General features: G+C 43.5%; 10 protein-coding genes. 3 read left to right on the forward strand and 7 right to left on the reverse strand.

The window, feature by feature from the left end; genetic code table 11:
* Positions 1–120 precede the first annotated feature (120 nt).
* Positions 121–780 carry a methyltransferase domain-containing protein gene (locus tag VR862_RS10865; protein ID WP_324720994.1) on the forward strand — a complete coding sequence of 220 codons (660 nt, stop codon included), beginning with the start codon at positions 121–123 and terminating at the stop codon, positions 778–780.
* A gap of 64 nt (positions 781–844) precedes the next feature.
* On the opposite strand, the gene VR862_RS10870 is transcribed toward VR862_RS10865, so the two are convergent.
* Positions 845–1,330, reverse strand: coding sequence for a YqiA/YcfP family alpha/beta fold hydrolase (locus VR862_RS10870; RefSeq protein WP_324720995.1), 486 nt, complete (start codon positions 1,328–1,330; stop codon positions 845–847).
* Positions 1,331–1,379: 49 nt separating this feature from the next.
* Positions 1,380–1,754: a nuclear transport factor 2 family protein gene (locus VR862_RS10875; RefSeq protein WP_324720996.1), complete on the reverse strand. Its 375-nt coding sequence runs from the start codon at positions 1,752–1,754 to the stop codon at positions 1,380–1,382.
* A gap of 143 nt (positions 1,755–1,897) precedes the next feature.
* Here VR862_RS10875 and VR862_RS10880 point away from each other — a divergent pair, with 143 nt between their 5' ends.
* The gene (locus VR862_RS10880) at positions 1,898–2,491 is read left to right on the forward strand and encodes a DUF998 domain-containing protein (RefSeq protein ID WP_324720997.1); all 594 of its coding nucleotides are present in this window, start codon (positions 1,898–1,900) and stop codon (positions 2,489–2,491) included.
* Between the two features lie 293 nt (positions 2,492–2,784).
* Here VR862_RS10880 and VR862_RS10885 read toward each other — a convergent pair whose 3' ends face one another.
* Positions 2,785–3,225, reverse strand: a complete 441-nt coding sequence (locus VR862_RS10885; protein WP_324720998.1) for a hypothetical protein — start codon at positions 3,223–3,225, stop codon at positions 2,785–2,787.
* A 399-nt stretch (positions 3,226–3,624) separates the two neighbouring features.
* On the opposite strand from VR862_RS10885, the gene VR862_RS10890 reads away from it, so the two are divergent.
* Positions 3,625–5,076: a glycosyltransferase family 2 protein gene (locus VR862_RS10890; protein WP_416384498.1), complete on the forward strand. Its 1,452-nt coding sequence runs from the start codon at positions 3,625–3,627 to the stop codon at positions 5,074–5,076.
* A 604-nt stretch (positions 5,077–5,680) separates the two neighbouring features.
* Here the strand turns inward: VR862_RS10890 and VR862_RS10895 are convergent.
* The 4 genes from VR862_RS10895 to VR862_RS10910 form a co-directional block, all read right to left on the reverse strand.
* Positions 5,681–7,153 carry an exonuclease domain-containing protein gene (locus tag VR862_RS10895; protein WP_324721000.1) on the reverse strand — a complete coding sequence of 491 codons (1,473 nt, stop codon included), beginning with the start codon at positions 7,151–7,153 and terminating at the stop codon, positions 5,681–5,683.
* A 403-nt stretch (positions 7,154–7,556) separates the two neighbouring features.
* Positions 7,557–8,300 carry an energy transducer TonB gene (locus tag VR862_RS10900; protein WP_324721001.1) on the reverse strand — a complete coding sequence of 248 codons (744 nt, stop codon included), beginning with the start codon at positions 8,298–8,300 and terminating at the stop codon, positions 7,557–7,559.
* A 394-nt stretch (positions 8,301–8,694) separates the two neighbouring features.
* Entirely contained in the window at positions 8,695–10,083 is a 1,389-nt protein-coding gene (locus tag VR862_RS10905) for a M16 family metallopeptidase (protein WP_324721002.1), read from the reverse strand.
* Positions 10,083–11,468, reverse strand: coding sequence for a M16 family metallopeptidase (locus VR862_RS10910; RefSeq protein ID WP_324721003.1), 1,386 nt, complete (start codon positions 11,466–11,468; stop codon positions 10,083–10,085). Before VR862_RS10910 ends, VR862_RS10905 begins: the two co-directional genes overlap by 1 nt.
* Positions 11,469–11,499 lie beyond the last annotated feature (31 nt).

The raw sequence follows: 11,499 nt of genomic DNA on the forward strand, positions 1-11,499 counted from the left end.
AACCTGGCACTTATAGTACCTTAAAGGAGGGAATCTGGCCTTTTAATTTCTGAATTGAGAATTTAATATTTGCCTGTTGTTTATGGTTTGTGATTATTGTTTCGGAGTTTTGTGATAGGAATGAAAAATAGAAAAATTAAGAAGCCATGGCCCACCAAAGATGCCATGAAGCAGATCTACGAGAACAATTTGTGGGGTGGTAAGACCGGCTTCTACTCCGGGTTGGGCTCACATCATCCTGAAACAGTCGCTCAATATGTAGCTGCTGTATCTGAATTTTTAAATGGTTTCGAAACCCCTCCGGTAGTGTGTGACCTGGGCTGCGGAGATTTTAATGTGGGAAAAGAACTGGTAAAGTACTGCAAAAAATACATCGCAGTTGATATTGTCCCGGAACTTATAACCTATAACCAAAATACCTTCGCAGCAGAGCATCTCGAATTTCAGGTTTTAGATATTGCCGGGGAGAAACTGCCTTCGGGAGATTGCGCGATATTGAGACAGGTGTTACAGCATTTATCAAATGCTGAAATCTCCAAAGTGGTAGAAAAATTATCTCAGTTCGAGTACATCATACTGACGGAGCATTTACCGGAAGGTGAATTTCAACCCAACAAAGATATCATCTCGGGGCAGGGCATCAGGCTAAAAAAGGGAAGTGGCGTAGACCTTTCCGCACCTCCATTCGATTTTGGTGTCAAAGAAGAAAAGCTTTTGTTATCTGTTCCGGCTCCCGGTTATAAAGGAGTTTTGGTGACGACCTTGTATAAGGTGAAATGAAGTAAATGACATTTTTATTGCCGCAACCACCGCAATTCTGCTCCTTGCTCCGGTAAGTGCAACTTTAAAGTTTTTCAAAGAAGGATCTTACCTCCCTTTTAAACAACGGCACAGGGATATTATGTCCGTTTTCAGGCACCAGGTGGAGATGAAGGTCCGTAGTGCGATTAAAATTCCGGGGAAGAAAATTCAGGGTATCTGCCGGAGAAACCACTTCATCGGTTTGTCCTATGACGATCTGTTTGAGCGTATTAGTTTTTTCAATCTTCGGAATATTTTGAATTACAGATCTTTTGACAAGCGCCGGATTGAATAATAGCGCAGGTTTGTTTAGTGCATTAGAAACATGATATCCTGCAAATCCGCCCATGCTGCTGCCAATAACGACATCGATCTCTGCATCAGGATACATCCCTAAAATAGTTTCAATGGCATTGGGATTTTCGTAATAATTAAGATCTGGCGAAATTACTTTTCCATAGTTTTCAAGTACTTCCCGCTTTTCGGGACTAAGTTTACTGTCAAGGCCGTGTAGGTATAATATATTCATAAGTGAAAATTCTAGATTCAAAATTTGCTGAATGTTAGCTGCAAAGAAATCAGGGAAGTTTTTGTACGGAATAGTAAATGGTCTGCACCATTATTTTTCCATTCTTAATAAGATAGGAATCTGCCCCATCGGGGATGACTGAAACATCAGATTTTCCCGTCCAATGCAGAAAACACATTTCGTCATGGCAAAGTTTGAGCTCATAGTTGTAGTTACCTCCGGGCAGTTGATCCTTCAGAAGTTTTGCTGCTTCTTTCATTCCTTCCCTTCCGTGGAAAACCCCGTAATTGGTTAAAAGCACGCTTTCCCCAGAATAATTTCGCTCCAAATCGGTTTCCAATTCTCCCTTCTGAGCCAGTTCAAGGTGATCTTCAAAAACCTCCCTGGCACTCCTGTTCTCAAGTTCTTTTTTGTGTAGCTCCATTTTTTACCTTCAAGTTACGCCTTTTCGCACTTAAATTCAAGCAGTACAAGTCTGCTGTTTTAAGGCCTCCTTATCCAACAGAATTTTTTATATTAAAATCTTTCAGAAATTAATTTGCAGCACTTTAAAACAGTCCTTTGATTATGAAGTATCAGTACAGCATTAGCGGAGCAATTGGCATCTTTGGATGTTTCGCTGTTATAGCAACCGATGTCATTGGCATTGCTCTACACGAAGCACATGATCCCATTGCCGATACTATTAGCATGCTGGCCATTGGAAAATATGGCTGGATACAGGATCTTGGGCTGGACCTTCTTGCAGTGGGCTTTGCAGGATTGGCCACAGGTCTTTATTTTCTGAAAAGGAAGGGCACCAAATGGCTCATAAGTCTCGGCATTTGCCTGCTCATAGCTGTCGATATTATTCTTATCGCTGAACATAACCAGTACGCCGGAAGACCCGGTTTCACCATTCACCGCAAACTGGTTTACACCCTGGCCCTCCTGTTCCCTGCACTACTTTTTACCATAAGTGCCGGGCTTCAAAAGATAAAGCCATTCCTCAAGAAGTTCTCCCGCCGCGTGGCAGTCCTGTGGCTGATATTCGCACCGCTTTTGCCGTTTATACCCGATTCTTTTGACGGGGCTTATGAACGCCTGGTAAGTTCGCTTATTGTCATCTGGCTGGGTACTGTTTCTTACCAGCTGTACAGAGCTTCAGGGTCTAAAGTTTAAGGTTTAAGGTTTAAGGTTTAAAGTTCAAGATTCAAGATTCAAGATTCAGGATTCAAGATTTAAGATTCCAGATTCAAGGTTCAGAATTTAAAAGACTTTTCAAAAAAGGCATTTTTGAGACGCATCAGTTGCCTTTGTTTTCCGCTAATAGCTCAATAAATCAGATGCCCGGATTTGTAATCCGGGGAATTCAAGGTTCCAGGTTCCAGGTCTAGTTTCTAGATTCTAGATTCTAGATTCCATGCTCAAAAACAGCCTTCTAACCTGTCATTTTAAGGGAATGAGTACAGGTTCTATTCCTCATTTTCCACTTGCCTTTGCTGCATTCTCTGTTGCATCTCCCGGTACATAGCAGTATCCCGTTCCATCATTGTGGTCATGTTCTGCATCATTCGTTCCCGCCTTTCTGGATTGCGAAGCAGCGTCGTGTCTTCTATCATGATCGAGTGGATGTCTGTCAGCACTACATCAATCACTTCGGGATCTGCCATCATCATGGCCTCTACCTGCTCCCGGGTGTACATGTTGCGCAGCATCTGCTCATTATCCCGCACCCGGGTCATGAATTCAGTAAAAAGTTCTTCATCATTGAGGATTTGATTGAAGACTTCCTGTTTTTGCATTTCATTTTCTGTAAGGTCGATCTCCTCTTCCTCATCATCACAAGAAACGAAGGCAGCCACGAATAACATGCACAAGATCATTAAGAGTCCGGTTAACTTTGAATTTTTCATTCTTACTAATTTTAGATTTAACTTCAGTTCACTTTGTGAGGGGCTAAAATCCTATCTCCCATTAATTTAAAAAATAATGGTCAAACCACCTGCCTCCTTTATTAATTATTAACTGAAGCCGGACCTTACTCCTGAAAAAAATGATCTCAGAACTCTTCTCCACCTTTAAATTCAGATCAGGAAATTCCACTTTTCCTGCGACCGACTGTAGAAAAAATCCCCAGGAATTCTCCTTCTGCCACAACCTGACATCTTCTTGACCTCTCAAAAAGCCTGATTTACAGCACTATTTTTTTGGGTACAATAATTGGTATTGCCGCTCCTGATGTCCTGTTCTGTGGGTGCCTCCTGAAATCACTGACAGCTATCCGGACAGAATAAAAAATTTCAGAAGAAATGATGACAAAAGATTTAGAATTACCCACTTTAGCTTCGGCTGAAAAAGTTAGTATTAATAAGAATAAAAATTTCGATAACGCATCTCCTGAAGCTGCTGCTTCAGCAAATTACCGCAAGGCGATCTTTACAAAAAGGCACATCTTTACTTTAGTTTCAACTTTCCTGCTGTTAATTGGCGGTGCAATTTCAGTTTACCTGCTGCAGCCTCAGTTTGAGGAAATGAATTTAAGCCGCACCAACACTGTTGGTGGAACCATCCTCCTGGTTCTCACAAGTTTCCTGCTAATGTTCAGACTAGGATTCTTGGCTTATATCACACAGCTGTTCTTCCGCTATAAGCCGGTGACATCGGTTACAGATGAGGAACTGCCCACCTGTACCGTAATCGTTCCTGCCTACAATGAAGGGAAGCAGGTTTACTCAACCCTTGTGAGCCTTACGAACAGCCTCTATCCTGAAGAAAAACTGCAGTTGATAGCCATTGACGATGGTAGTAAAGATGATACCTGGGAATGGATGAAAAAAGCCAAGGAGCAACTGGGAGATCGGGTATCGATCTATCAGCAGCCTCATAACCAGGGAAAAAGACATGCGCTTTACCGCGGATTTAACCTGGCGACGGGAGAGGTTTTTGTTACGGTCGACAGCGATTCCATTGTGGAAAAAGATACTTTGCGCAACCTGGTCTCGCCTTTTGTGACCAATGAAAATTGCGGAGCAGTTGCCGGTAACGTGCGCGTTCTCAACAATGAAAGAGCAATTATCCCGCGTATGCTGAATGTGAGCTTTGTCTTTAGTTTTGAATTCATTCGTTCTGCTCAAAGTGTACTGGGTTCTGTACTCTGTACTCCGGGTGCCCTGGCAGCATATCGCAGCAAAGCAGTGATGAACTGCCTGCCCGAGTGGATCAACCAGACTTTTATGGGCCAGCCTACAGACATTGGGGAAGATCGTGCCATGACAAACATGATCCTGAAGCAAGGCTACCACGTACTGTTTCAGCGCAACGCGTATGTACTTACAAATATTCCTGAAAAATTCAGCAGTCTGCATAAAATGTTCACCCGTTGGGAAAGAAGTAACGTGCGGGAGAATCTTATGATGACAAAGTTTGCTTTTAAGCCTTTCAGAAATGGATCAAGATCGGGAACCAGGTTACTGTTATTAAATCAGTGGATGCACATGCTTACCGCATATCCCCTGTTTCTCATTATGATCGTCCTCTTAGTGATGCACCCGGTGCTGTTTTTGAGTTCCACTCTGTTGAGTATCCTGATTTTCTCAAGTCTGCCGGCATTCTTTTATGCCAGGAAGTACAATATTTCTGAAGCTTTCTGGGCCTACTCATATAGCCTGTTTTATACTTTCGGGTTGTTTTGGATCACGCCTTATGCCATGGCTACCGCAAACAGGAGAGGCTGGTTAACGAGAGAGCTACCGGTTAAGAAATAAGGATTAAGGATTAAGGTTTAAGGTTTAAGGTTTAAGGTTTAAGGTTTAAAATTCAAGATTCAAGATTTAAAATTCAAAATTCAAGGTTCAAGGTTCAAGATTTAAGATTTAAAGTTCAAGATTTAAGGACTAAGGTTCAATGAGATTAAAAAGATCTGCTTTCATTTGGAGCGGATCTTTTTTTGAGGTGGGTAGTTAAGATTCGGAAGATTGCCGGCTTCGCGGCTAATACCTTACTTACTTTATTCTTTGAATTCCTATAGTTGGTTACAAACAAAATATTAAAAACTGAAGTAAGCGAGCTGTAAAATTTTAGGCTGGCAGTTTAAGCAACATTTTCGTAAGCCTGGATTTATTTTGGTTCTTTTGTGCAAAAAAGAACAATTCCTTGCTCTAAAGAATGAGATTGCCGCAGTCGCTTAACAGCTCCTTCGCAAAGACGGAAAGAACAAAAATAAGGACTAAGGATTAAGGTTTAAGGTTTAAGGTTTTTTGAGGGTGAGTGGTTATGATTCGGAAGATTGCCGGCTTCGCGGCTAATACCTTCCTTATTCTTATTTATTGGATTCCTATAATAGCTCTCAAACAACTTATTGTATTTACCTTAAAAGAGCGACAGCGTTCCATGACTCGCCATGACAGCAGCATTTTTCCTGGCCCTGTCCACCGGCCTTGCCTCTACGGTTTCGGGTTCGCCATCAAAAAATGTCACTTTTGGCGCCCCTTGTTTCCGCAGGTAATTGCTCAGGATCTTATGGGTATGGTAGGTGGCTATCTGTCTCTTTAGGAATGGTTCGTAATCTTCTAGTCTGCTCACCTGAACTTCTGTTTCGATAAACCCGAATCCCTGATACTGACCTTCTCTTACCAGTACAAAAGCCTCTTCGTTGAAGTGCCTTCCCTTCTCCCTTATCACAAAGGTGGCGGATTCCCCGGTGAGGGAAGCAATGGCTTTTTCTACCTTTCTATTGTAGATCTCTACAGGTTCTTTTCCGGAGCAAACGCCTTCACAGCTCTCGATCTCATAATGGGAGCATACCTCCACGTTGGCCTGTAAACTGCAGTATTTAGGACAGAGATGGAACTCCCTGCAAAGAAATTCCAGTTTTTCCTGCGCCAGGCCGCGGCTGTAAAAGGTCCCTATAGACTCCCGCTGTTTGTGGGTTTTCTCCAGCGCCAGCTGCAGCACTCCCCGCTGATTGGTATAACTCACGATCTGGTAAACGGGACCAGGTCTTTTCTGCGCCCTGTTAAATCGCGGATAATACTTTCTTATACATTCAGCTTCCAAAAGCAGGGCTACCAGCTCGCTACCTGTGGTCTCGTGATCTATATAAAAGGTCTCCTGTCCCAACTCATATTCCTTGCTCATGCGGTCATAAAAATGAGAAACCACCCGCTTTTTTATATCAATTGCTTTGCCTGCGTAGATCACCTTGTGCTTCCTGTCCTTGAACAGGTAGATACCTGCACTTTCGGGAAGATTGTTGATCTGTTCGGCATCAATATGTGGTGGCAGGGTAGCCTGCCTGGAGCGCGCGTGCAGGAAAGAATTGATCACCCTGTAATCATCATCCAGCGACAGCAGGCGTTGAAAAAGGATTACTGTAGCATCGGTATCCCCTTCTGCCCTGTGCCGGTTGATAAGCGGAATATTTATGGAATCACACAACCTGCCCAGGCTGTAAGAAAATAATCCGGGAATTAGTTTTCGGGAGAGACGAACAGTACAGAGCTTCCTGCGGCTGTACTCAAAGCCAAGATCCCTAAATTCATTCCGCAGAACATTATAGTCGAAGTTGACATTATGCGCTACGAAGATGGCGTCCCGGGTAAGCTCCTCGATCTTTTTTGCCACCTCATGAAATTTTGGAGCATCGGCAACCATCTCATTGTCGATTCCGGTGAGGGCAGTGATCTGCCGCGGAATCTCCTTTTCGGGATTGATGAGGCTGGTGAACTTATCGATGACCTCACTGCCCCGCAGCAGGACAATACAGATCTCGGTGAGCCGGTTTCCATTAATTCCTCCCCCGGTAGTCTCTACATCTATGACGGCAAATAACTGGTCTTTCATGAAGGCTGTCAAAAAATGTAAAAATAGAGATTATTTCTGAAAAAGTAGGAGAAAATCCACAAGAATGGAATAAATCCATTGATTCGCGTGCCTTTGTAGAAATTTATGGTAAAAAAAGAGACCCTGAGATAGATACAGGGTGACGCAGGTATCTCAACCGTGCTGAACCTGTTTCAGCATCCTTCTAAGATTAGACCCTGAAAAGAATCCGGGGTGACGGATCTTTCCGCCCCAAAAGGTCATGCTGAACATGATTCAGCATCCTTTTAAAATTAGACCCTGAAATAAATTCAGGGTGACGGACTCTTCCGCCCTCAACGCTATGTTGAACCTGTTTCAGCATCCTTTTTAATAATAAATGAAAGACCCTGAAAAAATCAGGGTCTTTCGCAGTTAAACTTGGTTAGATCCTTTCCCGTATTTCGTACATTATTGGAAGGGAATATTCTACTGCAACGGGCCTGTCTCTTTGTCTCCCCGGGATCATTTTGGGAAGCATTCTCACCACTCTTGCCGCCTCGTCTTCCAGGCGCTTATTGGGTCCCCTGCTCCTTATATCGACCACATTCCCCTTCTCATTGATCTTAAAGACCACAAAGATCCGGTTCATGCCGGTGAGGCCCAACTCTTCACTTATCCTGGTATTGAATTCTTTCCTCACATGTTCATCTATCTTCCTGGACATGCACTCTTTTTGCTCATCTTTGCTCCTGATATCTTCGCAACCGGGGAAGATCGGGATCTGTTCTACCACCATAAATGGCACATTCACGATTTCCTCCTCTTCTTCCTCAATGGCGATATCTTCCACCTGCACGATCTCTTCCATTCTCTCATCCTGGCTGGTTTCTGTAGACTGAATGGTGGTTTCTTCCATCTCTTCTTGATCTTCAATGATCTCGATCACCTCGGGCATAGGTGGTGGAGGTGGTGGCGGAGGTGGCGGGGGTGTATTGAGCTGGGTTACAGGAACGTCTTCCTGTTCAATATCTGTGACCTTTACCGTTAGGAGATCCAGATCTTCCCCGGCTTCAAAATTCCACTCCAGGGCAACATATGTGAGGCCCAGCATGATTATCATGCCTATTTGAAAGAAGATCATACTGAACCTGCTTAGTTCGGCCTTTGGGTTCTTTTTGACTTTCATAACTGTAGACTTTAAATAAAGATCTTTTGTATCGTGATGGGATCTCTCCCGTAAAAGTCAGTCCACGGCTCTTTTTATTCTCTCTCTCCGGGAAACGGAAATTTTAAATCCCAATTTCAGCTTCGATCATTTAATTTAAAAAGAGAAGTCTGTCGCCAATCGTTGAATTCAAAAGCATTTCACAGCTTTTAAATATTCTAAACGGCTCTTAAAGTTAAGGATCAACAGAGAGTTAAAGAATGACAAATATCATCTATATGAAGGTTGAAAAAGGATAAAAAAGAGGCTGACCAAAAATGCAGTTTTTCGTCCCTTTTGTTCTGAAATATTTTTCAGAATGAGGGGTTATCTGCGTTTTTAGTCAGCCTCCTGGTTTTCTTCTGAAGAAGACAGTTTACTTCTTGATTACGGCAGGTGTTTTCATGGTTTCGCTTACCTGATCTTTTATTTTCTCCTTATCCCCTACCACGATAAGGGTCATTTTCTCGGGCTGAATATACTTTTTAGCCATAGCCTGCACCTGTTGCGGAGTAACGGAATTGATATTCTTCACCTGATTCACAAGGAAAGACTCCGGAAGATCATGAACATCCAGGAAATTGAGCTGACTTATTATTCCGAATGGAGTGGAATTCTGCAGCACGTAGATCCCCGATTCGTAATTCTTGATCCTCTGAAGTTCCTCTTCCCCGGGAGCCTCATTCTGTAGGCGACGAATCTCCTTGTTGATCTCTTCTATAGAAGCTCCGGTAAATTCTGTCGTAACATCGGCATTTTCAAACCAAAGGCCGGTTTTGTAATTTGAAACCAAGGCGCTGGATGGGGAATAGGTGTATCCTTTGTCTTCTCTAATATTACTTGTAATGCGGGAACCAAAAGAACCTCCCAAAAGGGAATTCATCACATCAAGCGGGATGTAATCTTCACTATTAGGACCTACCACAGGTATCCCGTAGTAAATGGTAGACTGTGGTGCTCCGGGACGGTCGATTATGGCGACAGTGCCGTTGGATTTGGGTTGAGCTACGGGAAAATCCACATCGGGACCCGGTCTCCAGCTGCTCAGCTTTTGGCCGACTGCTGCTTTTACTTTTTCTGCATCAAAATTACCCACCACGTACACAGTTGCTCTTCTTGCTCCAAAATTATCCTCATAAAAGGATCTCACATCTTCTATATCATAAGAGTTTACCTGCTCTGCTGTAGGATAGACCCTGCCGTAAGGATGATCGGGATATACTTCTTCAAAAAAGGCTTTTCGGGCCTGACTTCCGGGTCTCGATAAGGACACTGTCAAATTGCGGTTCATGTCCTTTTTAAGTCGTTCCAGTTCCCCTTCCGGCAGCGCAGGATCAACAAGCACATCTCCCAGGATCTCAACTGCTTCGGGAGCAAATTCAGATAATACATTAGTGCTTAAGGAGGTCGTATGAGTACCCACTCCTATATTTAGGTTCCCTCCCATTCCTGCCAGCCGGTCTTTTACAGAATAACCTTCTGTAGTACCTTCTTCCATAAGATCGGCTAAAAGATCGGCCAGCCAAACCTCATCTTCGGCTTCATTGATATTTCCGGCTTTAAGGGTAATATTGATTGCAGCCTTGGGTATGCTTCCATAAGGAACAAGTACCAGCTTCAATCCATTGTCATAGGTCACCACTTCCTTTTCGGGAAGTTTAAAATCTCTTGGTTCCCCTCCCTGTGGCGGAGTTTGCTTCTCCTGTGCCCTCCCCGGAAAAACCAGAAAGAGAGCTAATGCAAATATGAATATTGTGGTTCTCATTAGTTTGAAGTTTTATTATTTGCCAAAAGTGGATTTACTGTAAGAATAGTTCTGTTGGTATCCCTGAAGTACTCAGAAACTGTTCTGTTCATAAGCTCGGGTGTCACCTGGCTAAATTCCTCTTCCAATTCATTGATCCTGCCGGGGTCGTCATCAAAAAGGGCAAAGGTGGCCAAAAGATCGGCCCTTCCCATTCCAAACATTCCCCCCAGGTCATCGTATAGTTGCGATCTCATTTTCACCATCGCATTTTGAAGCATTTCCTTTGTCACCCCGCCTCTCAACTGGTCGATCACTTCATCTACCGCAGCTACTACCTCCTCTTTAGAGGTCTCATCATCATAGGTGAAGTTGAACATGATCTGCATGGGACCGTTATAGTTGAACATATTGCCCAGGTAATTTATCCCGCCGCTTACATTAGAAGTGTAACCGAGTTCATCTACCAGTTTCTTTTGTAGCAGGGAATTATCTCCCTGGATAAGAATCTGGTTGAGAAGCCCCATGGCATAATATTCGGGAGTGTTACGCTCGGGCATATGGTATGCAATTGCTATTGCCGGTTTGTTGGCTAAAGAATCATTTTTCTCGAATACCTTCTCCTTTTCCTGCCGTGGCTCTGAAATGTCGGGTTTCTTCGGAAGTTGAGCCGAAGGGATATCCCCGAAATATTTCTGTATCCATTCCTTTGCCTGTGCTATGTCAAAGTCACCAACTATAGCAAGAGCAGCATTGTTTGGCGAGTAATAGGTGTTAAAGAAACTCTCCACATCCTCAAGAGTGGCGGCATCGAGATCTTCCAGGTCTCCGTAAAAGTTGTGGGCGTTGTACCAGTTGGTGTTGGCATATTGAGGCATATCCAGCCACGGAAATCCTCCGTACGGCTGATTCAAAACATTCACCTTGACCTCATTTTTCACCACCCCCTGTTGGTTTGTTAGGTTCTCCTGGGTGATATTCAAACCTCTCATCCTGTCTGCCTCTGCCCAAAGCATGGTTTCCAGCTTATTGGCAGGAACGATTTCAAAATAATTGGTAAAGTCAAATCGGGTAGAACCGTTAAGGATTCCGCCATTCTCCTGTACGAGTTTAATGAACTCCATTTTTCCGAGATTCTCTGATCCCTGGAACATCATATGCTCAAAAAGATGGGCAAAACCTGTACGATCTTTTGGTTCAATCCTGAACCCGATGTTGTAGTACACCGCAACAATAGCGGTAGGTGCAGTTTTATCCTGCGAGAGGATCACCTTCAGGCCGTTATCGAGCGTGTAATATTCCACGGGAACCTCAAATTGATTTGCTGCAGGTCCCGATCCTTTCTCCTGGGCAAAACCCGGGGTAATGAAGACCAGGAGCAAAAGCGTTTGGACTATTTTTTTCATAATCGTTAAATTAGATTGATTTACTCAAATA

Origin of the sequence: Salinimicrobium aquimaris (assembly GCF_035607535.1) — a bacterium.
GTDB lineage: Bacteria > Bacteroidota > Bacteroidia > Flavobacteriales > Flavobacteriaceae > Salinimicrobium.

Excerpts from the sequence above, each read along its gene's own strand:
- VR862_RS10865 (WP_324720994.1), top strand. The coding sequence starts at position 121 with ATGAAAAATAGAAAAATTAAGAAGCCATGGCCCACCAAAGATGCCATG.
- VR862_RS10910 (WP_324721003.1), bottom strand. The coding sequence starts at position 11,468 with ATGAAAAAAATAGTCCAAACGCTTTTGCTCCTGGTCTTCATTACCCCG.
- VR862_RS10890 (WP_416384498.1), top strand. The coding sequence starts at position 3,625 with ATGACAAAAGATTTAGAATTACCCACTTTAGCTTCGGCTGAAAAAGTT.
- VR862_RS10905 (WP_324721002.1), bottom strand. The coding sequence starts at position 10,083 with ATGAGAACCACAATATTCATATTTGCATTAGCTCTCTTTCTGGTTTTT.
- VR862_RS10870 (WP_324720995.1), bottom strand. The coding sequence starts at position 1,330 with ATGAATATATTATACCTACACGGCCTTGACAGTAAACTTAGTCCCGAA.
- VR862_RS10880 (WP_324720997.1), top strand. The coding sequence starts at position 1,898 with ATGAAGTATCAGTACAGCATTAGCGGAGCAATTGGCATCTTTGGATGT.
- VR862_RS10895 (WP_324721000.1), bottom strand. The coding sequence starts at position 7,153 with ATGAAAGACCAGTTATTTGCCGTCATAGATGTAGAGACTACCGGGGGA.
- VR862_RS10900 (WP_324721001.1), bottom strand. The coding sequence starts at position 8,300 with ATGAAAGTCAAAAAGAACCCAAAGGCCGAACTAAGCAGGTTCAGTATG.
- VR862_RS10875 (WP_324720996.1), bottom strand. The coding sequence starts at position 1,754 with ATGGAGCTACACAAAAAAGAACTTGAGAACAGGAGTGCCAGGGAGGTT.
- VR862_RS10885 (WP_324720998.1), bottom strand. The coding sequence starts at position 3,225 with ATGAAAAATTCAAAGTTAACCGGACTCTTAATGATCTTGTGCATGTTA.